We start from the raw sequence: 26337 nt of genomic DNA, 5'->3' as shown, positions 1-26337 counted from the left end.
TGTTGTTTGATAAACTTCAAATTTAATGCTTTTAAAATTGATGCTGAAAACACATATTGCTAATGCTAGCAGAGGAGCTAGTTGGTAAAATCGCCACAGCCGTCAGTACTCCCGATTACTTTTCCTGATAATGTGATAGTATTGACTCCTGCAACAATGTTGCAATAAACTTTGGTCCGCTTTTCCACTGTGTGTGAAAGAGTCTGGCAGCTCTTTTACTCGAAACACGATATGCACGTCTTCATGGTTAATCTCAATTCGCTTAACTAATGTTCTAATGATATCACGTCTAGTTAGCCAATCTGCGTTATCAAGACTTGAGTTAACGCTAGAAGAAAACTCTTCTAAAGTAGTCACCACTAGAGTTAAGTCTTGTTCAAGTCTTTTTTGATCAAATATCTTTTTCTTTTGCTCTCCGATCATTTGTAAGGTTTGTTTCATTGCTTTAATTCTTGGTTTAAACTCTTCTTCATTGATGTATCCTTGAGTATAGCCATCAATAAGCCTTGCAATGCCACAGTTTAATTGATCTTCTTTTTTCTCAAGAAAGTCACTTTTTTGATCTAATGGTGATTTTTTAATCTCTGAAAGTCTACGCTTGTATTCTTCTAATATCCGAGTAGGATTTTTCAATAGGTATTTTACCTCTTCCCATACAGCCACGTCTAATACATCTGTACGAATCATTCTATTATTACACATTTTATTGCCACCAAAGTGACCTCGCTCCGTACCAGTACAACGATAATATGTTCGACGAGCGCTAGAGCAAGTGCTAATACCATGATATCCATAATGACAAAGCTGACATACTGTTAAACCTTGCAACAAGTAATTTGCTCCCATTCGTCTTCTCCTAGCTATTCTTTTATTTTCAGTTAGCTGTTCTTGAACTATATCAAATAAATCTTCGTTTATAATATTAGGTACAGGAATATAAATCCAATTTTCTTTATCAGTACGAAAAGTAGAATAATTGTCTTTCGGTTGCTCACAAGAGCGTTTCTGTGGTCTTACGTGTTTTAATTTTACTCCTAGCTTTTTTTTACCGAATGCTGCTTGTCCTTTATAAGCAGGATTTTGTAATAGACGACAGACTACACTCCTATCCCAATACCTTTTTCCTGTTCGTGTTACGATGGACATAGCTCTTAATCTATGACATACTTCTCCAATGCTTACTCTTCCCCTTCCCACCCAAAAAAACATTTTACGAATGACTTCAGCTTCCTCTTCATTAATTTCAAAAAAGGCTTGTCCTCCTCCTATATGCTTATTTATATAACGATAGCCATAAGGAGCTCCACTCATTACATTTATACTGCCTTTATTGGCTGCGTGAATCTTGCCTCTACGACTTCGTTCCATAATTTTTGCACGTTCATATTCTGCTATCATACCCTGTATTTGTAATAGTAATTGAGATTCTGGATTATCGTCAATTTGACAATTCAAGAAAACTGTTTCTACACCCAATTTCTTAAATTCATCAACTAATAACATTTGATGTACATATTTGCGAGCCAAACGATCAGGAGAATGAATATAAACCTTATTAATATTACCTTCTGCTATTTGATCTCTTAATTTTTCTAAACTAGGACGTATTATATCAGAGCCACTATAACCATTATCAATAAATTTATATTCACTTAGTAATTTATGTCCATCAGCACTAATCTTATTCTCTATAGCAGTAATTTGGCTTGCTATTGTATCTCCTTGCACTTGTTTTCCTGAAGAAACTCTCGCGTACAGACTAACAGTTATCATTGCTCCCCCTTAAATTGATTCTATTGTTACATTCAAAAATTTTCTCCTTTTGGCTCCCATTTACTTGTTTATTTAATGCTAGTTTTTTATATGCATCTAATAAGTACAATTCTGCTAACCGATTAGGTTCATAACTATAGCTAACACGAACAGTCAGTTTCTTTTTTCCCATGAGCTTTCCTTGAAAATATATAAATATGTTCATATATCACTCATCGAAACAGATGGTCAGTTGATCGTTGGTTCTATAAGTGAAAACAACTCCTCGTTCTTTGAGTAGAAGCTGCCGGGAAATTATTTTTTTTAGTTTTATGTTTGTTGCAACATTGTTGCAGGGGTATTCGCAAGTATTATCATATATTACAAAAAAATCAGTTAGCATTTCTGTTTATTAAAATTATGCAATAAAGCTGCATTTTATATAACACTTCTCAAATTATTTCTACTAAATATTTATGAATATGGTTAAACAGTAGATAGAAGAAACCTTTTCTATTATTGATCTTTTGTACAGTAAAGTTATCTCATAAAATATTAAATTTGGAGTTTTATGGATCACAGACTAAGAGCTTATTTGCTTGGAGTTACCTGGTTTATACTCAGTTTACTTAGTAGTGTAGTTAATGATACTATATCAAAGTGTCTCGGTTTACACCTTCAAAGTTTTGAGATAATCTTTTTCCGTTTTTTATTTAGCACTATTACTCTTATACCTTTTATATTTTACTATGGAATAGGAGTTTGTAAAACAAGTCGAATATCTATTCAAATAACTAGAGGTGCATTGTTGTTTTGTGGAATGACCTTATGGACCTATGGGTTGACTATTTGCCCAATAGTAACTGCAACAATTATAGGTTTCTCAATACCATTATTTGTTATGCTTCTTGCAATTCCTTTTCTGGAAGAAAATATAATTTGGCAAAGATGGGTAGTAGCTGTCATTGGTTTTATTGGTATTGCTATTACTACTAAAGCTTATAGTGAGGATTTTAATCCTAAAATTCTTATTTTTATTGTATCCGCATTAATCTTCGCTACACTAGATGTACTTAATAAGAAGCTTGTAATGAAGGAGAAAATAATAAGTATATTATTTTACTCAGCTCTAACAACAACAATTTTTTCCACTCCATCTTTGTTATTTTATTGGCATATGCCTTCCTTGTCAGAATTAATATTACTGCTGATTTTAGGAATAAGTTCAAACCTAATTCTGTTCTTCATGTTAAAAGCTTTTGCTCTTACTGATGCTACTGCACTTGCACCGTATAGATACATAGAGCTAATAATTTCTGCAATAGTAGCATACGTTATATTTAATGAATTACCTGATAAAAGTGCTTTATATGGTACTTTGATATTAATACCATCAACCTTGTTCATAGCTTATTCGGAAGGTAAGGCAATTAAGAAAAATAATGTAACAACAAAAGTTTATAATTGTTAATGGTATTTATTTTAGATGCTAAGCTATATTTTTAAGGTGATAATAAAATGCACATAACTATTATAGGAGTAGGGTATGTAGGCTTAGTATCTGGTACAATATTATCGGAGCAGGGCCATAAAGTTGATTGCATTGACATAAATACTGAGAAGATTGAACTTTTGAAATCAGGGAAAATTCCTCTATATGAACCTGGATTAGCAGATTATTTAGAGAATAATATAAAGTCACAAAGGATAAGATTTTTCGATTCGTATTTTCAAATAAATCCCAATACAGAAGTAGTATTTATAACTGTAGATACTCCATCAGACTCCCTAGGAAATGCAAATTTAAAGAATGTATATAATGCAGTAAGTGAAGTTTCTGAGAGAGTTAATCAAGATTGCTTAATAGTGATAAAGTCAACTGTTCCTCCTGGTACTGCAGAAAATATATATAATTATTTATCTAATAAGGGCTATAACTTTGATTTGGGGGTTAATCCAGAGTTTCTCAAGCAAGGCTCTGCAGTATCAGATTTTTTATACCCAGATAGGATAATAATAGGAGTAAAAACTAATCTAGCTAGGGCAAAACTAGAAGTTATATATAAATCATTTATAGATAAGAATATTCCGTTAATAGTCACTGATACAGTTACTGCTGAAATGATTAAATATGCTTCTAATGCTTTTCTAGCAACAAAGGTTGCTTTTATCAATGAGATGGCAGGTTTATGTGAGCTATTAGGAGCAGACATTGACCTTTTATCTAACAGTATGGGAATGGACCATAGAATAGGTAAGGAGTTTCTCAAAGCTGGTCCAGGATTTGGAGGATCATGTTTTCCTAAAGATTTGTCAGCTTTAATAAGGCTTGCTGAAGACCACAATGTTAAGCTACAAATTTTAAATTCAGTTAAAGAATCTAACTATAATCATATAACAAACATTGCTAAAAAGGTAGAATATGTATTAAATGGAGTCCAAAATAAAAAAATAGCGATATGGGGGCTAACTTTTAAGTCTGGTACTGATGATGTAAGAAATAGCCCAGCTATAGATATTGCAAAATTGTTAGTGAATAACAAGGCTAAAATTACTGCATATGACCCAGTAGGGATGGATAATGCTAGGCAAATTCTAAAGGATATAGAGTACGCGGACAGCGCTATAGGAGCTGCAAGAGACGCGGAAGCCTTATTATTATTAACGGAGTGGAAAGAATTTAAAAATCAAGATTTTGCAAGTTTAAAGAGTATTATGGCTGCACCTAATGTTTTTGATTTCCGTAATTTATTAGATAGTGAGCTGTTACTAAGATATGGTTACCATGTTTATTCCTTGGGTAAAAAATCTATCTACAAAGTTTAACTGTTGAGAAATTTTTTTTACACCGCTTTACTTAGTTTTTTTAGATCTTTGCTTGATAGTATGGAAAAGCAAACGAGTGCAACAACAGAGCAAATGGAAAAAAATGAAAACATAATACTGTTACCACAGTGCTTAACAAGCACTCCTAAGAGCACGCATGAAAATATTGAACTTGCAATATACCCAAATAATCCTGTTAAGCTTACAATTGCACATACATTATTTTGTGGAGCAATTTCTACAGCTATAACACCTGTCAGTACTTGCACTCCAAATATAAAGAATCCTGATAAGATTGCACCAAGGTTCATAAGAATTATGTTTTGACCAAAGTTCATTGCAATAAAAGTGAGTGCTATACCCAACATATAAAGTGATGCCAGCAAGCTTCTATTTTGAAAGAAGTACATATCACTAATTCTTCCTGTGATTAAAGTTCCAAGGATTCCACCTAAATCATATACGCCTGTTATTAGTGAGGATTGTACAAGAGAAATTTGTAATTTATCCCTTAAAATTATAGGAAACCAAAAAAAGATTCCCATTTTTATAATATAAGCACAAAAAGTAGCACAACATAGAAACCATATGGAACTTGTTACCTTGATACCTATTTGAGATTTCTGCACCTTATAATAGGTAGTAAAGTTGGCACTTTCTTTGTAATATGCTTTTAATATTATATAAATTCCAAAAAGTAAGCATAAGAGACCAGAGTACAAAAATGCACTTTCTGCATCATATATTTTAATTATACTTGGTAATACAATTAAAGTAATACAAGAACCAAGTTGCTGAGATGCGCTCATAACTCCCCATGATGATGCAATTGAAGAGATGCTAGAGTTTGTAACCATAAACTTGGTAATAGCTGGCCAACCTAACCCTTGTGTCCAAGCTAATAATATTAATGTTAACAGTAATAAAGTTAGATTATTATATGATAAAGTTATACCAATGGTTAATAATCCAGTTGCAATATTGCATAGCCCAAACATAAATAATGGATTATTTTTGGAGTCCATGATTATTCCATTAACGAATTTTGATACTCCATAAAAAAAAGAAAAGCAGGCAAAAAAATAGCTTAATTTTACATGGTCAGTATCTATTAACAGTGGTAGAGCAATTGGTATACTTTGTCTTGATAAATAAAGCAGCATATATCCACAGAAGAATAGCAAATATTGAAAGAAGACAAAGTTCACACCTATTCCCAAATAGCTCTATGCAGATGCTAGCATAATACTATATTGGTATAATATTGTTTGACAAGAAGTTTGCAAACAATTAGTGCAGAAAATTACTTACTTAGTATCTTTCTTATAGCAGATACAGTAATATTAATATCTTCATAGCTTATATCTCTATGTGTTATAGCTCTGATTTTACCTTTGATGTTAGCCATTCTAATTCCATAATTTGTCATTAGTACGTTTATTAATTCTTGAGTAGATATACAATTAGTACGTAATGAAAAATACGCTATATTAGTTTTATACAGGTTGATATCAATTATAACTTGATCTATGGAGTCTAGGCCTTCTATAAGGTGCTGCATCTTTTTATGATCTTCCTCTAAACAATTTACATTATTATGTAGAGCATATAAACATGCAGCTGAAATAATGCCAGCTTGGTGCATACCTCCGCCAATTTGAAACTTATAGTACCAAGCTTTTTCAATAAACTCTTCACTTCCAAGCAATATTGCGCCCATTGGAGCACCTAATCCTTTACTAAAATCAATAAATACCGAATCAAAATAACTTGCATACTCCTTTGGAGATATTTTAGTATGAGCACAAGCGTTGAACAGTCTTGCTCCATCTAAATGAGTGAATACGTCATTCTCTTTGCAGAGACTTGAGATCTCTTGAATATATTCTAAAGGCCACACAGCTCCACCACCAAAATTTGTCGTTTGTTCGATAGAAACAAGCCCAACTCTCGGAATATTTCTTAAACTAGGACGAGTAATAAACTCAACAATTTGTTCTCCAGTAAATATTCCTCTCGTACCTTTGATGGGCAAAGGAGTGGCATGTGCCTGGGCTGCGATCAAGCCAGATTGTACTATGAGAGGATGTGAAGTTTCATCAAGCAGCAAGTAATCACCAGGTCTTTGAATGTGTACTTTATAAGCAATTACATTGGACATCGTTCCTGAAATCAAAAAGATTCCTGCAGGTTTACCTAATATTTTACATGCGGTTGCCACTAATTCGTTTACAGTTGGATCTTCACATGCAGCTTCGTTTCCAACTTTTGCTTTAGCCATTGCTTCCCTCATTTCAACTGAAGGGTCAGTGTTTGAATCGCTAAAGAAATCTATTTTTATTCTCATATTAAATTTAATACAACCTCCTTTATAATTTCAGCAGCTTTCATGATGTCTGTTTCCTTTATGCCAAGGTGGGTAACTGCTCTTATATGAGACTCGAGCCAAGGAAAAAGCAATAAACCATAGGTTTGGCATTTACTCAAGAAAACCTCATTAGTTACATTTAGTGCTTTTATACTAAAGCTTACTATATTAGTTTCTGGATAAGGTAGTATCAGTTTTATGTGTGGAATTTCTTTAATCTTATCTGCAAACAATTTAGCTAGCTTATTATCTTCTTTAAGCCTAGAGATATTATTCTGTAGTACATATTTTGCTGCATTAGCACAATACCCTATCTGATGATAACCACTACCTAGCCAAACCTGTAGCTTTTTAGCCCTTTCAATTATCTCTCTTTTACCCATAAGCATTGAACCAAAAGGAGCGCCAAGTCCTTTAGTAAAAGAAAAGCTCATTGTATCCACATATTTAGCATAATCTGCTAAAGCAATATTTGTTTCGATATGAGCATTAAATATTCTTGCACCGTCTAAATGAAGATTTACATTGTGAGCTTTTAAAAAGTGATATAACTCGACTTGTTTTTCAAAAGGATAAATTTTACCATTAAACCCATTTATACTATTTTCTATAGAAACAAGACTCACCTGAGCAAAAATTTTATACCTCGGCTTAGAATTAATAGCATATTCTACTTCATCAACATCTAAGATTCCGCTATTATTTCTAATACAATTAAATACGATATTATTTACTTTTGCATTGCCTGCGCTATCGAAAAAATTAACGTGATAATTATAATGAGTTATTAGTTCATCACCAGGACTTGTTTGACTGGCAACGGCTAATCTATTTGCAAGCATACCGCTGGTTACAAATAATGCTTCTTCTACTTTGAATAATTGTTTGCAATATTCTGATAAGTCATTACAGCTTTTGTCTTCACCATAAGCAAAATCTCCAACAGTTGCATTACTTATTGCATGTATAACGTTGGAGCTCTGCAGAGTTGTAGTGTCACTTCTCAGATCAATAATTTTTTCCATCTTATTTTTTGCCATTCAAACAACCAATTTGAGCATTCCAAAGTTCTTTATAAAGACCGTGTTTAGAAACTAGTTCAGCGTGTTTACCATCTTGGACAATTTTTCCTTTGTTAAATACTAGAATTCGGTCCATGTGTAAAAGTGTAGAAATACGGTGTGCTATAGTAATCGTAGTTTTATTTTGCATCAGTTTAAATAAACTCATTTGAATTGTTTTTTCTGTTATAGAATCTAACTGACTAGTTGGTTCATCGAGAAATAGTATTGGAGCGTTTTTTAAAAATGCCCTTGCTATTATTATTCTTTGTCTTTCTCCTCCAGATAGCTTGATGCCTTTTTCTCCGACTGTAGTTCCATATTGATCTGGTAGAGTCATAATGAAATCGTGAATACCAGCCAGCTTTGCAGCTCTCATTATTTCTTCGATAGTAGATTGAAGTTTACCATATATGATGTTTGCTAAAATAGTATCATGAAATAACAATGGGTCTTGAGGTATTACAGATATTTGTTGCCTCAAAGAACTCTGTGTAACTTCTGATACTATTTGATTATCAATCTGTATATTACCTTTTTTAACATCAAATAGCCTTAGGATTAAGTTTATAAAAGTAGATTTACCACCTCCAGAATAACCAACTAGACCTACCTTTTCGCAAGGATTAATGGTAACTGAAAAATCTTGAAATAATGACTCCTGACCTTCATAAGAAAAAGAAACATTATTAAACGTTATTCTTCCACTTAATAAATTTAATTCTTTAGCATTTTTCTTATCTTGAATTTCTGGTACAGTAGTTAAGATTGGCAATGCATCTGAAACTTTGCCGAAATGAGTAGAAAATTGGGTAAGATTCCTAGTTAGATGGTTAAGAAACTCTATAATCGATATATTAATTCCAAGTACAAGAGCAATATCTCCTATTGCGATCTTGTTCAATTGATAATCATGAATTAAAAAATACAAGTTTACTGCTTGGAGTATATCGAATGAATAGCCATATATAAACCAAAGACAAAAGTATGCCCACTGCAATTTTCTCTCTGCAATAGTTCTTTTCTTGCATATTTGAAAAAATTTGTGTCTCTCATGTGCTTGCTGAGAAAATAGCCTTACTGATATAACATTTAAAATACTATCTGCTATACTAGCTATTACTTGTGAATTTTGTTTAGAGTAATTATCAGCTAGTTCAGTAAGTACACGAAAGCTGAAAATCGAGACTAAAATAAAAATGCTTACCCAAGTGAATGTAGCGATTGCAAACTTTATGTTTACTAATGATAAGGTATAAATAGCTAAGACTAATGCTATACTGTAACCGAAAAAACAATCTATAAGCAATCTTATTAACTCTATCACACTATCCATTAAGCTACTGACCTTATGTACTAAGCTTCCAGATAAATTGTTCTGATAATAGGAATGGTCTTGTTGGAGTAGCCTACAAAAAGATATATCAGCTATTTTTTGACGCATTAAGGTAAACATTCGAATGTCAACAAAATAGCCATAGAATCTAAAAGCAGTAGTGATAAGTAATGCCATGCCAAGATAAGCGCTTACAGGTAATAAAAGATTTTCAATTACATTACCTTCCTGATATTTTACAGCTGTATCTAGAATATTTTTTACTAAATACTTTCTAAAAGACAAATCAACAGCTACCACCAGAGCAACTAAAGACATTATAAGTACATTAAGCTTGAATTTAGATACTATATTCAAGATGAACATCAATACACATTTGAAGCTATCAACTCTACTTCTGTTCATTTACAATGCTAGCTCCACTACTTTGACTTTTTTATTGAGAAATACAAGTAGTGAAAACCATAAATTTTTGTATATTTTTCCTGAGATGTCTCCAGCATCATGTAGTGCTGATGCTTGATTTAGAATAAGCAGCTTATATAAATCTCGCTTAGCCTCAGTAGTGTCGATCTCAGAAATATTTGTAGTTGTGTCTGTAATAAAGGCTAACCAGCTCTTGATAAGTTCTTCCATGTTTTTTGCTTTTATACTTTCCTGGTAGCCAAACAATGACAAGCATTCTCTCAGTATAGATTCTGTTAACTCACCACAATTGAGTATACCAAAAACTGAAGGCTGAGGTTTTGGCACATAGGGAAGGTCTTGATCTTTTATAATCCACCTTGTTACATAAGCAAATCTATCTTTAGCATCTGTATTCTTATCACTACCATGCCATAACCGTGAATCAAAAACTATCGCATCTCCTGCTGAAATAGGTAGTGACTTAATTTTATAATTTTCTCGGTTATTTGAGTACTGATCAAAGAAATATGGGTACCAAAAATCAACTAAAGGCTGTATTTCCCATTTATGACTGTTTTCTATAATTTGCAGTGCACCTGAAGTTTCACTGACATTATTCAAAGCTAACCAAACAGAAAAGTGGTAAGGACCATTGAAACTATAGGAGATGTCTTGATGGAAGGGAACTGCATCTATTAAATCAGCAGTTTTACATATAACATTTGATTTTTTCTGCAGTATCTGACACTGAAGTGACTTTTCAAGGTAATTTTTAATAATTTTATCTAATGCTTGAGAGATAATTCTAGTTACTCGAGATGACGTGCCCCATCTGCCGGTACAGTTTAAGTAGTCAGAAGTTGAAACACTTAGTTCTTGGGATAGCTTTGATATCTTATTTGTTATATCACTTAAAGACTGAGTTATTAGCTCTAAAGGAACCAGATTTTTGATAATAAAAAAACCATTTTTTTGTAATGTTTCCATATGATTAACACCTGACATCAATAACTGATAAGTAATCTGTTAAAGGTATAACAGCAAAAATTTTGAATCCTTTTACTTGTTTGAGTATTTTTTCCCAATCGCTTAATGTTCTTAGTTTACCTCCTGTTTCAACCATGACATTAATATCTACAGAGCCTCCAGCTGGAGAGCGGTAATCTAAAATAGTTTCTATCAATAAAATACGAGATATTCCTTTGACCAATTTTAAATAAGATAATACTTTATCATCATCATAATGCTGTAGAAAGCGGCAAAAGACACCTAATTCATAATTTGTAGCTGATAGTTCTTCCTGAGTTATAAGTTTGACTTTTAAATTTTCTACTAACTGTCTTGGCACTTTATGTTCGTTATATAGGCCTATGGAACCTTTATTGTGTATATCAGAATAAGCAAGAAATAAAGAGTGTACACCAAATAGCAATATATTCTTAGCATCATCTATATTAATTCTAGAATTAAACTCTTTAGTATCAAACCTAGAATATCCTAGCAATGCTTGGTAAAATGCTATTTTCTTATCTTCTGATGCTTCTCTTTCCTTAAAAGATTCAAATGAAGAGATAGACTTCTGTTTTAGTATATCGGCCATCTTTAACCAATTCTTTTCAGCGGCAACTCTTGCCCACATCGTTGCTGCTTTTGGCAAAAATGGTATTTCCTTAAAACACTTACCTTTTGATGATAGTTGCCATAAGTCCTTGTCCTTATCGTAATCAATAAACCCTATTTCCCACAACGCCCTTAACAGCCTTTCTAGATTTGGTACGATAATGTTTAACTTTTTAGATAAAACTGGCGTAGTTGCAGGTAAAATATTTAACAAATCAAGTTCAATAGCAACGCTTGTTAGGTAAGTTTTCCAAAAGGCTGAAAGTTCTGCAGAAATCCTATGCACTTGAGATTCTTTACCTAAATCAAAAATACTAAACTTTACATTTCCGGTAATATCGATTTGTCCTAACACACCTTCAAAAGTTTCAACTTTTGCCATCCCATTATAAAATGCTTCTACCATTTTAAATCTCTGCTGGTAAACAGGATCACCATTAATATCTATATGAAACCAACCATGTTGATCTTCTGCAATAGAATACCCTTTATGAAAAACATTAAGTTTTTTATACCATTTATTATGTACTAACTTTCCATGATGATTAATATGTGTAGCTTTACTATCCTTATAGACTACAGCGATACCATCCTTAAAATCTCCAACATAATCATATTCCTCCTGATAAATCCTGTTGCCATTTAAATTAATATGAAAACATTTATCATGTCTTCTAACTACACAAGCATCTTCCTGATAATTTCCAATCCATTGATAAGACTGTTTGTATACTCTACATCCAGATGAATCAATATGGTAACACCCTGTATCATCTTCTACGGCTGCTCTATTAAAGTAGAATCCAAAAGTTTTCAGAAATCTATTATGATAAACTGCTTCTCCTCTTACATTGATATGATAAGCACCTGTCTGATCATAAACCGGTGCAAGACCGGGCTCATGAAATTTACCAACCTTTATAAACCTATTTTCATATAAAGGATTTCCTAGCAACTCGTGAAAGCTCTCACACGGTGAAATTTTAATAGATTTAAAATTATCTTTGATTAATTGATCAAAGGTTTTCTCATGTTGCATGTTTTGCATAATTTGTAATTTAAATAATTCTTTTGTAAGCTTAGGTACTCACTACTCTGCCATATTTCCTCGAGTTTAACCTCATTAACATTACCAAAATTTCCTAATGTCTTACGGAGTTCATCTGGAGCACAGCAAGGACTAAACTTTCCTTCATTGTTTATCCATGCTTCTTTACCTAAAAATGGGCATTGACCACCTGGAGCCAAATCCTTAATACCTTCTTGAGAAAGGATTGTAAAATTTTCTAATTTTATCTTTTTACCATTTGGCAATAGCATATTATCTCTAAGCTCATATAACCTTCTTACCTCTGTATTCCATCTACTAATTGCTAATTCATCTCTTCTCATAGATAGATCCTTAATTTCCTCAAAATGTGCCCAAAGATGATGTCCTTTAACTCTATCTATGCCATTTTTTATGGCCATCTTAACTATGTCATAGAGTTCATGTAAATTACTTTCCAAAAATGTTAATTGTAAAGTAACGGTACACCTTTCACCTGTATCGCTAAAGTATTTATCTCTAACTTCAAGGAAAGTTTTTAAATTTTCTGTCACTACTTCCCATTTTGAACCTTTCATGATTTTTTCATGAGTTTCTTTAGTTGCCCCATTCCAGGAAATCTTAACATCAGACAAAATTGGTACCAATAATTCAGCCCATTTTCTAGCTCCTTTAATAGGAAAAGAACCATTGGTTGTGAGGTTAAGCTTAAGGCTGAACTCATGGCACAAATTGATTATTTCATCAAAGCTTTTATACATTAAAGGCTCACCCATAGTAGAAGGAATGATTTCCCTTAAAGGTGTGCCAGCTGCTTCCTTAATTACTTTTCTGATAGTTTCTATCGACAGTATCTTAGGTTTTATTCCTTTAGCTTTCTTTTCTTCTTTAACTTTGCTGTATGGTGAAAAACATTCACACATTATACAAGCAAAATTGCAGTAATCTGGATTAGTATCAAAAGTAATTCTCCAAGGACCAGGTTTCAAAGCTACTGACTTGCCTTTCTTTTCAATAGCATTACGGTAAATCTTGTTAAGTTTCTCACTATGCTCACTTATAGAAGGTATATTTCCATTTTCAGTATAAGGATAGCCTTTTTGGGTAAGTTTACTATATAACCCCTGATCTGTAGATAGGATTTGCATTTTTTCTGATAAACTACTTGCATCTCTGTGCTTAAATAATAGTCCATCTCTTACATATTCTGCCATACCACCATAATCGGCTGTTATAACTGGTATTCTAAGTTGCTGTGCTTCATGTATTACTAACGGTGAATTTTCACCCCAAATTGAAGGAACGACTATTGCATCAACTTTATTAAATACGTCAGTAACTATATTCTTATTATCATAACTTCCCATCCACTCTATTCTTTCTTTAACAACAGGTGAAAACTGATCGGCAATTGCTTTTAAAGCTTTAGTTTCTTCTCTTGCTGCTCCCCAAATTCTAAGTTTTGCTTTAGATGGTAAGTGAGAAAAAGCCTTTAGTAATAGGTCAACACCTTTTTCGGGAGTATGAGTACCAATATAACCGAAAATAAACTCTTTTTCTTGTACTCTATTTCTATTCTTAAGACGATTGAGATCAAAACCATAATCAAGATAAGAAATTTTGTTTATCGGAACATTAAAATCCTGAGTAAATTTATCCATCAAGAATTTCGATGGGGAAATAAAGTAATCTATATAGTCTATTATTTTCCTTGTGTACTTCATTCTAGTTGCAACCCATTGTTCCCAATAATTTAGGTCTAAATTCAGGAATTCTTCATCTCCTGTAAAATATCCCTTGTAACATTGGGTTGCACATTTTTGATCCTTTTGTCCATCACAAAGCCGTAATAAATCTTCAGAATTACGTTGAATAAACCTTCCTCTTGGACACATTAACCAAAAGTCATGTAGCGTAAAAATTGTAGGTATATTTTCTTTAAAAGCAATTTCTGGTAAAGTAATTGATAGATGATTAAGATGACCAAAATGTATAAGATCTGGTTGAAAGTTATCTATTACTATTTTAAATTGTATATCTACTTCTTCATTGATAAATTTGTAACGATATTTAGCTGTGGGTATATTAATTAAATGCAGTAAGATTCGAGAGTCACTACTATCTAGGACTGTAGTGTAATAAAAATCAGGTAAAAAGCTATTTTCATACCTAGTAAATACTTGTACCTCATTGTTATTTGCTAGTTCATGAGCAAGAGTTTGGCTGTAAACCTCTGAACCAGCACTATAATAAGGAGGGTAACCATGAATAATTTTTAATATTTTCATATATTACCATATCTATATTGTTAGGATACTCTTGTATATTGTTTTGTAGACTTTTTATAAAATTGCTTAATCCTACTTCTAATGAATGCTTTGGAGACCAACCAAGTAGCTCTTTGGCTCTAGTAAAATCACCATGGAACTTAGTTACGTCAAAATTTCTTGGAGGATAAAAATCAATTCTAGAATCACTTTTCGTGACTTTTAATATTGTTTTTGCTAAGTTTTCTAAAGTACATGGGCTATTAGTAGTAAGATGAATAGCAGGAAGGGAAGATTTTTCGCTTTGTAAATATTTAACAGTTAAGCATATACCCTCTATAACATCATCCAAATAGGTAAAATCAAAAACACATTCTTTACCTTCTATTTTAATTGGATCACCTCTTAATGCATTAATGAAGAACTAAATTATTATACTTTAAACAATCAGTCATTTTCATAACTGTATCACTAGATATAAAGGGAGTATCTCCGTACTGTATTAAAACTATGTCTTGGTCAGATAACCGCTCCAGGTTTTCTAGGGCAATTTTAACTGCAGTGCCAGTACCTGTAATATTTTCTTGAATTATCAATTTTATATTATATTTATCAATTATATCTTTTAAGGTACTAAATCTTTCTAACTCCTTTAGAAAAGCCTTGTTAATGACAATTGATAGACTTTTTAAACTCAGCGGTTTTGCATTGTGAATTATATGCTCTAAAAGAGTAAAATTTCCCACTTGGTGCAACGCTTTTGGATATTCAGAATTCATTCTACTGCTTTTTCCTGCTGCTAATATTATCAAAATTTTACTCATACATAACTCAGGAATTGATTAGGTAGTAAGTTAATTTATAATTAGTAAGATGTAAAGTCCGCTTTGATTTTCTAAATGATCTAGAGGAAAATAACTACCATCGAACAGACAAAATTCGTTAAATTAGCATCTGTAGTAATTCTTAAGTAAAATTTTAGAAAGAGACGCCCCATAGTTATAATTGAGTGTGTGCTACTTTCAAGTATGGTTTTTATTGATGAAACCTCTTAGACCACTCTGTTTGAAATAAGGTAACTACTGCTTAATTCACCAAAAAGCCTGTAATTAAGTTCTAAAGCGAGTGTGTCCAACCCAATCGATTGTATCTCTTTAGCGTCTGTAATGCCCTTTAAAATTTGAATAAAATGTACTTATACTAATTCTATTAGTATAAAATAAACTTGCACATGATTTTATCGTCATTTTTATTCATTGTAAAGAAAATTTTGTATGAAGGTTTTTTAGAAAACTCACTTGCCCCTCTTAAATGCTCTCAACATCCTGAAAATTTGAATAAAAGTAATTGCTATTTTCAGAAACTTTTTGAAAAATTACCACAAAATATCTAAATCTTTAATAGGCAAGACCGCACCATTTGCTTGTAGATAGTAATGTGTTGGCTTTATTAACTTGTGCTCTACTTTATCTCCTACTGAAACTTTAAATTCCATATCCTGCACACAAAGAAATCCATATTTAGAATTGGTCCCATATCCTGCAGCATTACGAAAGAATTTAATCTGTCCAAGAGTTGCAAGATTATTTATTCTTTCTCTAATATTGCGCTCACTGCCAAGACCCTCTTCTCCTTCAAAACGCTTTGCAAATTGTCCAGCAGTATAAATATTACCTTGATATGCGCTACTGCGAATTAAACTCAAGATAACCTCATGTTTTCTCATCCGTTCTAAATCCAACTTTTTACTATATTGATCTCTGATTATTGGTTCTGAATTTAAAACTGAATTGTCATGTACAAATGCCCCATTTTTCCAGTAAAGTGTCATTTGCCCGTTATTGCACTGCGAATAGTTAGATTTTTTGCGCGATAAAATTCTCTCATCAGGAGAAGCATTAGCTTTATCTGGTCTAGTCAAATACCAACGAGACCTTACTGTATTATTCCATGCTGTTGAACCGCCTGTGCCAGTTTTACGTATTATTCCCGCATCAGAAGGGTGGGCAAGTAATAAAACAGCTCCTTTTATTGCTTGAGCTATTCGACCACAACAACCTTGAATAAATTGTCTCACATGAGAACGGTCGTTTTCATTTCCTCCAAATAGGTCTGCTGCTGTATCTAATATCACAAGCTTCGGCTGAAACGATTGTAATTTATTAGCTGTAGTGTCTGCACGATTTTTGAATTCTTCTTGGAGAGAGCTTCCGTACTTTTCTGTATTAGCCAGTAACTTTATTGCATCCTCATACTTATTAAAACTTCCAGCTAATAATGCAATATCATCTTGATATTCCTGACCGAAAAGTTTCATCAGGATTGTAGAACGTTCCTGATTATCCATTTTCTTTAGAGTTTGAAAAAAGTGAAGTAGTGCTTCTTCTCCGCTTTCACTGATCCTTTGTACCATTTCTTCCGCGGTTATGCCCATTTCTTCTAGTGCTGCTTTGAATTCTTTTCCTTGACCTTCAGCAGTTTGAAGTTTGCTAAGCAGTGCATTTATAGCAGTTGCAGCTTTTGCTGGTTGTTTACCTAAACTAATAAAAGCATTTACTAAGCTGCTTGTTTGTTCAAACTTTAATCCAAACTGCTTTGCAGTACCACCAACTATTGCTAGAGCTTCAACCATATCTTTTGCTTTAGCAGCAGTGTTATCTGATAAGTGGTTGATTACATTACCAACATGCTCCATTTCACTAACATCAATTCCATAAACGTTAGAAAGTTTAGCTATGGAATCACCTGCTTGCTCTGCAGACATATCAAATGCTGTAGACATTTTTGCTACTGTTTCTGTAAACTTAAAAAGATCTTCTTTCTTGATACCAAGTTGACCACCGCTTGCAGCTATTTGTGCTAATTCTGCGGCTGATAATGGTATTGTTCTTGACATTTCCTTTAACCCTTCAGCAAATTTAGTTACTTCATCTTTTTTATTATCAAACTTTACTACCTTCTTAACATCAGCCATAGCCGATTCAAAATCAATCGCAACTTTAACTGGAGCTGCAAGCGAAAGACCTAGCCCAATAGTCTCTATAATTTGTGACTTAAAATGTGCTTTACTTGCTAAAAAACTTTGGTGACTACGTATTGCAGATCCAAGCTTACCATACTTGCCTTTCAGCGCTTCAATGGACGAGCCAAGTTTATATTGGTCGCTTACTAATGACTTAATATTTCTTCCACTTTTTCTTACTTCTTCATTAAATGAATGCAAAGCATCTCTCTTTTTCAAATATGCTTCTTTTGCTTTTATTGCAGAGGTTTTGGCCTTGTCAAATTCTGCTTTTAAAGTTTTGCTCGGTTTCTCTATTGCCTTCATTTGTTTAGCTAAAGATTTTACTTGATCTTCAAAGCCTTTCCATGACCTCTTGCTAGTCAAAACATCATGACCTAATTGCTTAAACTTTGATACTGATTTTAAAGATGAATCAAGCTTTCTTATATTCTCACCAAGATGAGTAAGTTGACTGCTACTTCCTTTTATTACAGTACTGAAACTGCCATCTAGGACTGCTCCAATTTTTATAGATAACGTTGACATTGTACCTTCCTCGCTGCTTCATTCCATAGGATAAATTCATTAATTTCCATTTCAAGTATTTGCTCAACCCCGCCCCCTACAACAGAGCTGAACATTAATACTTCTGACCTCAAGTCCTTTGAATAACTGGTGAAAAAAAATCCTTTAATACCTCTTGCACTTTCACATAATCAGCAATATCTAACTCTTCAATCGCTTCTTTTGCAACTGATGTCAAATTGGCAGTCAAAGTTACTTCCTTACTTAGATCACTACCATTAAGTCTCTCAATAGCAAGATAGTCTCTAACTTTTGGACGTCTAATGGTAAGCTCTGAGATAGAAATACCATCTACTGTTATTGGATTATCAAGTTTTACTGTTGTCATACTTTCTCCTAAAAAATAAAATTCTAAAATCTTTTTAAAACTAAACCTAAATACCTAAGACCGCTTGTAACAAAGCCATTTGATCAACACCATTTATCTTTCTAATCATATTTTCAGCATCGATTTCTATTAATTCATTACCACCTATCGTAAGTTTATAGTAATGGGCAGCTACAGTGCATTTGAGAGTGGCTTTTTCAGCAGGTTTCCAGCTACCAAAATCAAATTCTTTGAATATTCCCCTTAAATTGATTATTACTGCTTCAATATCATTGTTTCCGCTGCCTTGTAATCCGCCCCTTAGCGTCAAAGCTACTGAATTTCCATTTATCAACCCAAATAGCCGAAAGAGCTCTGTATCGTATTCAGAAAAAGTGAAATCTGCTTCTAACTTTTCCATACCCATGTCAATATTTATTGGAATATCCATACCACCAGCTCTATATTCATCTGTTTTAATGGTGAGCTTTGGCAAGGTTACTTCATCTATTTTTCCTGCATAACCACGACCATCAACGAATACGTTAAAATTTCTCAGTATTTTCGGTAACACTTTGCTTTCTCCTAACTTATATTTACGAGATGAGATTTGAATGTTATTTGTTCTGCCGGATATGGTGGTGTAAACTCAAAGTCAAAATACACTTTCCCGCTTGCAATGTTTGCTGGTGTATTGAGTTCAGGTGTTGGATAACATTTTCCGCTGATAATCGCTCCTTGTGCTTTTAAATTTGCTAAGTAGGAATTCACCCCCTCAATCACATCATCTATGTAAGTTTTGGTAATATTGCGATCAACTGCCCATAGATGAGCTCGAAGTAAACTATCGTTGATTAAATCTGCAGTTCTTCTTACTGATAGAAAAGCCCATTTCGAGTCATTTGAACATGTTCTATTTCCCCAAAGCCTATAGCCATTTTGATGAATTATCGTTGTTACTTCATTTTCATTTAAGTGGTTTGCTCTACAATTTGTATTACCGAGCGTAAAATCAATAGGCCTGCTTGTTCCAACAATACCATTTATCTCTTTATTTGAAGGTGAATGCCAGAAGCCTTGTTCGCTGTCTATTTTAGCTATTAAACCAGCTACAAATGGACTCGATGGCAAGATTTTTTCTTTTCCTTCAATAAACAACTTAATCCATGGGTCAACTACGTAAACTCTTGAGCTGCCTACACTTTTTCTCCACTTTATTGCTTCTTCATCATTGGTATTTGGACCATCTGCTACTATTATGCTTCTCAGCTTTTCTGCTACAGAAATTAATGCTGCAACCACTGCATCTTCTGGTAGTTGGTGAGTAAATTGAGGTGCAATTAATATTCTTGGAGCAACATGAACTATGCTTTCACTACTGAGGAATGCCTCTATCCCTTGATACTCTCCAGTCTCTTTATCAACACCGCCAATTATATTTTTCAGCGTCTCTTCTTCTTTTAATTTTGGATTGATGTTTTCACTCTCTTCAACTCTAATTACTATAACTGTTGCACCAATTTGGGAAAATACTCCATTTATTGCTGAAAAAAGAGTTCCCTTTTTGCCAAGTTTTGCCGCTTCTTTTAAGCTTCCTGCAACTAACACTGGTTTATTTAGCGGAAATTTTTGCTCATCTGCTTCAGGTGCAGTACCAATTACACCTATCACTGATGATTTAGCCGTACGTACTGCCCTTGCTCCAGAGGTTACCTCTATAACATTTACTCCGTGCAAAAATTCCTCTGTCATATAGTTATCTGCTAAAACTTGCTCTTTAAAATTGTCAAGAAAACTCTTTTAATTTTCTTCTTCTGATTGCTACTTTTTAAGGTTTATTATATTTATTAAGATAAAGACAAAAACTAGAAAATGTAGAAAATTTCGCATTTTGTAATAGCTCTTCTTAAATATTCTTTTTACTGCGTTGAACAATTTTTCTCCCCTGTTAAACAATTAACAATAAAAATTCTCTCTGGCTTGTTTTAAAGTATTTTGTTTTCAACTTATATGTTTTTTTAATGCCAAAGTTTATATGTTGCATCTAATCCTGGACATTGCCATGCTCTTAGTGTTCTCTCTACATCTATTTCAAGTCCTGTAGTTAAAAAATTGCTGCGAAAGTTATATATTCCCCACTGAATAAATTGACCATAGATTGTGCTATACGTATGCTCACTTGCAAAGAACTCAGGTGTCTCACCAACTCTTTCACCTCCTGAGTGAAGATTGGATGACGTATAAAGTAACACTGTAACAGTTTTTCCTGCTGGAATGAGTATGTTACCTGATGCAATAAATTCAGGACTGCTAATTTCATGCTGGTAAATACGTGTCCAAGTAATTCTCGAAATCTCTGATTTCCTTGTGTTAGTTTTATCAGGTGTGCCTATAAATAATCCTGCTCCCCCATAATTAACTTCATCTTTATACCACATTGCAGATCCAACAAAGTTTAGAGTTTTACTTATATCTACATTGCTTGTGTTTTTTACGAATATTACTCCCAGTGCAGCATAAGGGTATTTCAGCATATTGAATTGCTCCGAAAATCCATCATACATGAATCTTGGGTATGACTCTCCATAGATAAATGTACCTTTACTTCCTTCTAAAAAACTGAGTTGTCTTGGCCGATAAAAACTAACATAGCTTGTATCATATGTGTGAGTACCTGCAAGTAGTTGCAGCATATAGTCTGTTTTTGTTATATCACTACTCCACTTTCCAAGCTCTGTCGTAAAAGTTCCGTGGCCAAAATAATTATTTTTTCTGCCAAGTACACCAAATAAGAAAGGTAATGACCCTGGTTCAACCATGTTGCGCTTTCTTATTTCATTTATAAGAGACGCTTTTAACTGTTCATCCCGAGTTTTTACCTCATTAAGGATGTTTTCAATTCGAGTTTCTATTTCTCCTATAATTGATGAGCCAGGTGGTACATTATTAACAGCACGAAAATCTTCTACTAAACCTTTAAGACCATCTTTATGACTGTTACTAATGCTATTTATTGCTGCAATATTGGCATTCTTTCTCGTATCAAGTAGCGATATGTGCGAATCTGATGATGCTTTTAAAGTATTTAAGGAATTATCCCTAAGCTTGTTGATTTCATTAACAGACTCTGTTTTTACTGCAGTTATTGCTGATATTGAGTTTGTTTTATTGCTGTTTATATCATTTAGGTGTCTTTTTGCACTATCAAGAAGTTCTTTTAGCTTACCATCTGTCATCTGTATAATTTCAGAAACCGAACTTTTGTCGATTATTGATTCCAATGCCTTAGCAAGATATGCAAGCTGATCTGGAGTGCTGTTTGCTGCTAAATCCTTAAGTCTCTTTTGTAGTGCATCAATTATTTCTTTTACTTTAGTCATTTGCGTAACATCAGAAATAGCTTTTTTACCTATCATCGATTCCAATGATTTAGCAAGGTACGCTAATTGATCAGGAGTGCTATTTGCTGCTAAATCTTTAATTCTTTGATGCAATGCATCTATGGCTTCGTTAGCAATGGTCATTCCACAAATTCAAAAAAGTTTCAAAGCTCAGTCGTTTAAAATTATTTTTTAGTTCATCTTCTCTTTCGGTAATATCTTCATCTATTTTTTCTATAGCTCTTCGAATACGTACTACATCTTCCACTGCAATATTCTCTGGATGAGGCAAAGGATATCCTCGTTTGGTTGGGTCAACATTCATTATGTTACTATTACTCTAAGATTTTTGACTTTAGGACGATAGATAACTGTACCACTTAAAACCAGTTTTATCCTTGTTTCATTGGCGTTAAAGTTTGTCAGTACATGAGTTCTCTCCACCAAATTTTCTCCTATTGGTTTTCCTGATGTTAAATTTACTAATTGTCATTCTTCTCTTTCAATATTTTTTTGTACGTAAGCTTTAACATCTGCAGTGCCAGGTATCAGCGCATCATAGGTAATTGTTATCTTAGTGTTAGAACCTGCTGTAATACTTCTTGTAACATAATCTCCGGACTCTGAAAGATTACCCATAACTAGCTGTAACCCAGGATAGAGAACAGGACTTTTTTCTCGCCCTCCTTTTAGGCTTGCTTTTACCGTTAATTCTCCATTTATTCTTTCACGCAGCGCGAGCGGCAAATTATCAGATAAAAAGTTTTCTCTTCCCTCTTCATCTGTTAAGATAAATTCCACATTGGTATCAAATGCTACTTTTTCGACGTTCGTCAAAACAATTAAATCTGAAGTATTGTTTGCAGTAACTTTACCAAGATCCATAACGTGAGAATTTTCAGTGAACTTTGCAGCTAGTAGTCGAAACGTAAGGTCAAAGTTTTGATGTGGAGTCCAGGTACTTGCATTGCTCGATGAAAGTAATACTCCTACTTGATAAGGTTGACTCGTTACCCAACGGCTATTTACTGCATCATACTTGCCAAGCTCTGCTATTTTTACTGCAGTACCCTGATCATCAGTGAGTAGCACTATTGCATATTCCTCTCCTGCATGGCAAAACACTGGTGACCACTCTATACGTGTTGCTGTGCCATCTATCTTTATATTCTTTGGCTCAATATAACTTTCAGCAATAACAGTTTGTGAGGGCATTCCCACTGCTGTTTCTCTAATCTGCACAACAACACGTTTTTTGCCTTTATTTATAAACCATAGCTACACGCCTCCTATGTGTCTGCTCTCATTTAGCGTAAATGTTTGGGCTAAAGGATCAACTCGTCTTGCTGCAATAACTCTTCTTCTTTCTTCTATGGTAATTGTTTTTTTACCAGTATAAGTTGCTTCTCCATAACTTCCTTTATCACCATAAAACTGTACTAATTTAGTACCTGCTGGAATATTTGCTGGTACTTTCACCTTTCCCTTTATTTTTCCCTGATTATTGGCTGTTAACATCTTTTTTTACTCTTTCTTATTCCATAGGTTGAATACTTATTCCGTCAAATCTTACTTCTTTAAGCTTTTCACCTGGCTCAAAACCTTCAATTTCAAAATTCTGTATTGCTTCTCTCATAAATTCAGTTTCGTATGAAGTACTTGACAGCAGCTCTGTCGTTTCTTTAACATTAAATACTCTGGTTACTGGACTTTTCCAATTAGTGGTAACCTCTGTCCAGTGGTCAATGTTTTTATTTAGAGTAATTTGTGCCGGTACTGGATCAAAAGCTTGATATGGATTAATCTTTTCTCCTTTAGTCTGTAAAAGCTGCTCCAGTACCGGTTCAAGTTCATACGGCAACAAATAAGTTTTTTCTCCCCCATCAATATCAGCAATCGTTACGTCTATTGGTAAAATTAGTTCCTTATTTACTATTGCTGCAGACTGTGAAATTCCTTGATCACGCATATCATCATCAAAGAATGAATCAACAAACACTCCTTTTTTGCTGGTAGGTTCTCTTGAATTTGCATCACTGCGTAGACGTTCCTGTGCAACCAGCGCATAAAGATCATTTATTCCTTTTTTCATTGCTTCAAGCTCATTCATCGGTACAGCATGAATAGCATTATTCACTATTTTCACCCCTTCTTTTTCTCCGTTTTTCCATGTTTGGTGAATGTGGCAGAGCAAAAGTTGTCCACTAGGCGCTCTAGGCATTGATGGTCTCCAGGGATGGGCAATTCCCTTGATTCTTCTCACCACTCCTTTTGCATCTATAGTGATTAAATCATAGCGGGGCATTTTCCAGGTGTAGTCAATCAGAACCAAACTGTTATCAACTGCACCTCTGACTTTACATCCCTCTTCGCTTATATCTTCAGGACTTATATGAGTGCGACAGCGGTAGGTTATCAGGTAACTACTTCCAGGAGCTGTTTCTTTGCCTGGTAATAACCAATCAACATTTCCTGCATTTAACTTATAGTCTGTACTATTTTCATAAATAACATTGCCTTGTTTAACTTGAATAATCTCAAGTACTGCAGAGTCAGGTATCGGATCAATGGCTCCTGAATATGAACCGTGAGTAATGGTAATGGTTTTTTGAATAGTGATATCTACTTTTTTAATTTCACTTATTGGAAAATCATTAACCTTCAATTCCATTACCCTTTGGCTATTTGGCTGAAAAGTATGTGGCTCTGATTCAACTGACTTTATATCTGGATCTTCATCAAAAGAAACACGAATACTGTGAGGAAGTTCAATCTCATAGCCATCAACATGAGCTTTGCCCTCATTAATCACAAATATTTTTTTTCCTCCTTCTCCCTCTTCCTTTTGCAGGAACATTACTTCAAGACCATTTACGACATAGGAACCATTGGCTTCTTTGTCATAACGAGCAAGAGCTGTAGTTACTATATTTGCTTGTGGTGGCGGTGAATGTTCTATCAATACTCCATTTTCAATATTGTAAATTGGGTAAAATTCGCCATTTGTAGAGTTAACAGTAACACTTTCTACTTGGTATCCCTAAATGATGGAAACTTTAAGCCTTGCTGCGCCTACTTCCTGATAATTTCTTGTACCAACTGCAGGATCACGAAGGTTTTCATCCTCAAGTTCTGTAATCGTAGATTCTAGATAATAAACACCTATGCGAACTGTAGTATTAAGCGGGATAACAAACTCTTTTGCCTCTACCTTTCTCACCGCTCCACGAAGATAGATTTTTCCTGACTCAAGTGTAACTTTTTCCCCATCTATGATGCAATTGCTTCCTGTTATAACATCACCATCACGAAATATTGCATCACCTATGCCTTTAAGCTTAGAGAGAGCATACTCCTGAGTCTCGTTTAGTTCTGCAGATTGCAAACCTCTTCCAGCAAGAAATAAGCTTTTTTCGTATTCTTTGTCAGGATTAAAGCGGTTATAATAGGCGTTTAAAGTCATTTTATGCTAGAAAAATTCAAAAAGTTACAACAAATGAAAAAGTTTCCCGAGTTGCAGATGTTCTGATAAGTGGTACGGTGTATTCTAAAACTAACAAAATTCCAGGATTTTCCACGTCTTTTGGTTCAAAATATCTCTGTCCTTCAGGTAATCCTTCTTTTATTTTAGTACCAACCATAACCCCTAATTCCTGTATAACTTGATTTGCTGCGTCCGTGAAATCGAAAGTAAATTTAAGGTACAAATTATTGGTTGGTACATTTGAGGACCTAAACCTTCCAGAAGGAGTTACAAGTTCTCCATTCTCATCACCTGTGCAGAAGAGAACTTCGTCTGCAGTACGCCTGCCAAGTTCATTGAGTAGTTTTTGAGAAGTAATGGGCTCCGGTGGTGTGCTTTGAACGTACTCTATAGTAACTGTACTACTCTCTACAATAGAGCTGTTTTCTGTGCACTGAATAACACCAGTACTACTATCAACTGTATAATCAATACTTGGCTGATAAGTTGTTTGTCTGATAAAAATTTTTACGTCTTTAATGGGATGGTGATCAAGCTTGATTTCGCTATCAGCTGCAAAAGTTTTTTCTACTTTATGATTGCTTTCCCAACCTGCATCACCTGTTCCCCAGGCAAGATGTATCGGCTGCTCTTTTATACTTGCTGCTATTGCTGCTCTTCCTGATTGTGTAAGAATTGACACCTGTGATGAGTTTGAAAGGCTTATATAATATATATTCAGGATTTGGAAAATTTTTGTCCAAAAAAAATGAATTTTTGCCTAATTTTTTGTTGCAGTATTATTTAAAAATCGAACTGTATTATTCTCGAAAAAAAACAATAGAATATCAATAGGTTAAAAATTGCATCTGTATTATTTATTTTTGCCCCTGTCCTACAAAGTGGACCTGT

20 protein-coding genes and 2 pseudogenes are annotated in these 26337 nt (G+C 33.8%); 2 read left to right on the top strand and 20 right to left on the bottom strand.

The window, feature by feature from the left end; all coding sequences use genetic code 11:
* Positions 1-102: 102 nt before the first annotated feature.
* Together ABWU45_RS06295 and ABWU45_RS06290 are read right to left on the bottom strand one after the other, a co-directional pair.
* Positions 103-1773, bottom strand: a complete 1671-nt coding sequence (locus ABWU45_RS06295; RefSeq protein WP_353272550.1) for a recombinase family protein — start codon at positions 1771-1773, stop codon at positions 103-105.
* Positions 1760-1978: a hypothetical protein gene (locus tag ABWU45_RS06290; protein ID WP_341819653.1), complete on the bottom strand. Its 219-nt coding sequence runs from the start codon at positions 1976-1978 to the stop codon at positions 1760-1762. Before ABWU45_RS06290 ends, ABWU45_RS06295 begins: the two co-directional genes overlap by 14 nt.
* A 345-nt stretch (positions 1979-2323) precedes the next feature.
* Here ABWU45_RS06290 and ABWU45_RS06285 point away from each other — a divergent pair, with 345 nt between their 5' ends.
* A complete protein-coding gene (locus ABWU45_RS06285) occupies positions 2324-3223 on the top strand; it encodes a DMT family transporter (protein WP_353278270.1) in 900 nt (299 codons plus the stop codon).
* A 47-nt stretch (positions 3224-3270) separates the two neighbouring features.
* Positions 3271-4578, top strand: coding sequence for a UDP-glucose dehydrogenase family protein (locus ABWU45_RS06280; protein ID WP_353278269.1), 1308 nt, complete (start codon positions 3271-3273; stop codon positions 4576-4578).
* A 17-nt stretch (positions 4579-4595) separates the two neighbouring features.
* On the opposite strand, the gene ABWU45_RS06275 is transcribed toward ABWU45_RS06280, so the two are convergent.
* From ABWU45_RS06275 to ABWU45_RS06190, 18 genes and pseudogenes are all read right to left on the bottom strand, one after another.
* Positions 4596-5741 (bottom strand): MFS transporter, encoded by a 1146-nt coding sequence (locus tag ABWU45_RS06275; protein ID WP_353278268.1) that lies wholly within the window; start codon positions 5739-5741, stop codon positions 4596-4598.
* 140 nt (positions 5742-5881) lie between these two features.
* Positions 5882-6925 (bottom strand): threonine aldolase family protein, encoded by a 1044-nt coding sequence (locus ABWU45_RS06270; protein WP_353278267.1) that lies wholly within the window; start codon positions 6923-6925, stop codon positions 5882-5884.
* Positions 6922-7971, bottom strand: coding sequence for a threonine aldolase family protein (locus ABWU45_RS06265; RefSeq protein WP_151807617.1), 1050 nt, complete (start codon positions 7969-7971; stop codon positions 6922-6924). The genes ABWU45_RS06270 and ABWU45_RS06265 overlap by 4 nt, the downstream gene beginning before the upstream one ends.
* 1 nt (position 7972) lies before the next feature.
* Positions 7973-9748 carry an ABC transporter ATP-binding protein gene (locus tag ABWU45_RS06260; RefSeq protein WP_353272545.1) on the bottom strand — a complete coding sequence of 592 codons (1776 nt, stop codon included), beginning with the start codon at positions 9746-9748 and terminating at the stop codon, positions 7973-7975.
* Entirely contained in the window at positions 9749-10738 is a 990-nt protein-coding gene (locus ABWU45_RS06255) for a phytanoyl-CoA dioxygenase family protein (protein ID WP_353278266.1), read from the bottom strand.
* A 4-nt stretch (positions 10739-10742) separates the two neighbouring features.
* The gene (locus tag ABWU45_RS06250; RefSeq protein WP_353278265.1) at positions 10743-12419 is read right to left on the bottom strand and encodes a WG repeat-containing protein; all 1677 of its coding nucleotides are present in this window, start codon (positions 12417-12419) and stop codon (positions 10743-10745) included.
* Entirely contained in the window at positions 12380-14707 is a 2328-nt protein-coding gene (locus ABWU45_RS06245) for a glycosyltransferase (RefSeq protein WP_353278264.1), read from the bottom strand. Before ABWU45_RS06245 ends, ABWU45_RS06250 begins: the two co-directional genes overlap by 40 nt.
* Complete coding sequence (locus tag ABWU45_RS06240) at positions 14664-15038, bottom strand: hypothetical protein (protein ID WP_353278263.1); 375 nt, start codon at positions 15036-15038, stop codon at positions 14664-14666. The genes ABWU45_RS06245 and ABWU45_RS06240 overlap by 44 nt, the downstream gene beginning before the upstream one ends.
* A gap of 61 nt (positions 15039-15099) precedes the next feature.
* Complete coding sequence (locus ABWU45_RS06235; RefSeq protein ID WP_353278262.1) at positions 15100-15510, bottom strand: NTP transferase domain-containing protein; 411 nt, start codon at positions 15508-15510, stop codon at positions 15100-15102.
* A gap of 551 nt (positions 15511-16061) precedes the next feature.
* Entirely contained in the window at positions 16062-18236 is a 2175-nt protein-coding gene (locus ABWU45_RS06230; RefSeq protein WP_353278261.1) for a phage tail tape measure protein, read from the bottom strand.
* Between the two features lie 109 nt (positions 18237-18345).
* A complete protein-coding gene (locus ABWU45_RS06225) occupies positions 18346-18603 on the bottom strand; it encodes a phage tail assembly protein (protein ID WP_353278260.1) in 258 nt (85 codons plus the stop codon).
* Positions 18604-18649: 46 nt separating this feature from the next.
* Positions 18650-19156, bottom strand: coding sequence for a phage major tail tube protein (locus ABWU45_RS06220; RefSeq protein ID WP_353278259.1), 507 nt, complete (start codon positions 19154-19156; stop codon positions 18650-18652).
* Positions 19157-19167: 11 nt separating this feature from the next.
* Complete coding sequence (locus ABWU45_RS06215; RefSeq protein WP_353278258.1) at positions 19168-20334, bottom strand: phage tail sheath subtilisin-like domain-containing protein; 1167 nt, start codon at positions 20332-20334, stop codon at positions 19168-19170.
* A gap of 266 nt (positions 20335-20600) precedes the next feature.
* Positions 20601-22106, bottom strand: coding sequence for a hypothetical protein (locus tag ABWU45_RS06210; protein WP_353278257.1), 1506 nt, complete (start codon positions 22104-22106; stop codon positions 20601-20603).
* The gene (locus ABWU45_RS06205) at positions 22093-22287 is read right to left on the bottom strand and encodes a hypothetical protein (protein ID WP_353278256.1); all 195 of its coding nucleotides are present in this window, start codon (positions 22285-22287) and stop codon (positions 22093-22095) included. Before ABWU45_RS06205 ends, ABWU45_RS06210 begins: the two co-directional genes overlap by 14 nt.
* Positions 22287-23480, bottom strand: a pseudogene (locus tag ABWU45_RS06200) (hypothetical protein). Before ABWU45_RS06200 ends, ABWU45_RS06205 begins: the two are co-directional and overlap by 1 nt.
* A 16-nt stretch (positions 23481-23496) precedes the next feature.
* Positions 23497-25425, bottom strand: a pseudogene (locus ABWU45_RS06195) (DUF4815 domain-containing protein).
* A gap of 16 nt (positions 25426-25441) precedes the next feature.
* Positions 25442-26128: a hypothetical protein gene (locus tag ABWU45_RS06190; RefSeq protein WP_353278255.1), complete on the bottom strand. Its 687-nt coding sequence runs from the start codon at positions 26126-26128 to the stop codon at positions 25442-25444.
* Positions 26129-26337: the final 209 nt, after the last annotated feature.

It is taken from the genome of Wolbachia endosymbiont (group B) of Longitarsus flavicornis (genome assembly GCF_964028135.1).
In the GTDB taxonomy this organism is placed as follows: domain Bacteria; phylum Pseudomonadota; class Alphaproteobacteria; order Rickettsiales; family Anaplasmataceae; genus Wolbachia.
The sequence above is the reverse complement of the archived record's forward strand: the minus strand, read 5'-3'. Positions and strand labels throughout refer to the sequence as shown.

Coding starts and splice junctions, on each gene's coding strand:
- ABWU45_RS06265 (WP_151807617.1), bottom strand. CDS start 7,971: ATGGAAAAAATTATTGATCTGAGAAGTGACACTACAACTCTGCAGAGC.
- ABWU45_RS06205 (WP_353278256.1), bottom strand. CDS start 22,287: ATGAATGTTGACCCAACCAAACGAGGATATCCTTTGCCTCATCCAGAG.
- ABWU45_RS06250 (WP_353278265.1), bottom strand. CDS start 12,419: ATGCAAAACATGCAACATGAGAAAACCTTTGATCAATTAATCAAAGAT.
- ABWU45_RS06280 (WP_353278269.1), top strand. CDS start 3,271: ATGCACATAACTATTATAGGAGTAGGGTATGTAGGCTTAGTATCTGGT.
- ABWU45_RS06290 (WP_341819653.1), bottom strand. CDS start 1,978: ATGAACATATTTATATATTTTCAAGGAAAGCTCATGGGAAAAAAGAAA.
- ABWU45_RS06225 (WP_353278260.1), bottom strand. CDS start 18,603: ATGACAACAGTAAAACTTGATAATCCAATAACAGTAGATGGTATTTCT.
- ABWU45_RS06285 (WP_353278270.1), top strand. CDS start 2,324: ATGGATCACAGACTAAGAGCTTATTTGCTTGGAGTTACCTGGTTTATA.
- ABWU45_RS06255 (WP_353278266.1), bottom strand. CDS start 10,738: ATGGAAACATTACAAAAAAATGGTTTTTTTATTATCAAAAATCTGGTT.
- ABWU45_RS06270 (WP_353278267.1), bottom strand. CDS start 6,925: ATGAGAATAAAAATAGATTTCTTTAGCGATTCAAACACTGACCCTTCA.
- ABWU45_RS06295 (WP_353272550.1), bottom strand. CDS start 1,773: ATGATAACTGTTAGTCTGTACGCGAGAGTTTCTTCAGGAAAACAAGTG.
- ABWU45_RS06210 (WP_353278257.1), bottom strand. CDS start 22,106: ATGACCATTGCTAACGAAGCCATAGATGCATTGCATCAAAGAATTAAA.
- ABWU45_RS06275 (WP_353278268.1), bottom strand. CDS start 5,741: ATGCTGCTTTATTTATCAAGACAAAGTATACCAATTGCTCTACCACTG.
- ABWU45_RS06235 (WP_353278262.1), bottom strand. CDS start 15,510: ATGAGTAAAATTTTGATAATATTAGCAGCAGGAAAAAGCAGTAGAATG.
- ABWU45_RS06245 (WP_353278264.1), bottom strand. CDS start 14,707: ATGAAAATATTAAAAATTATTCATGGTTACCCTCCTTATTATAGTGCT.
- ABWU45_RS06215 (WP_353278258.1), bottom strand. CDS start 20,334: ATGACAGAGGAATTTTTGCACGGAGTAAATGTTATAGAGGTAACCTCT.
- ABWU45_RS06260 (WP_353272545.1), bottom strand. CDS start 9,748: ATGAACAGAAGTAGAGTTGATAGCTTCAAATGTGTATTGATGTTCATC.
- ABWU45_RS06230 (WP_353278261.1), bottom strand. CDS start 18,236: ATGTCAACGTTATCTATAAAAATTGGAGCAGTCCTAGATGGCAGTTTC.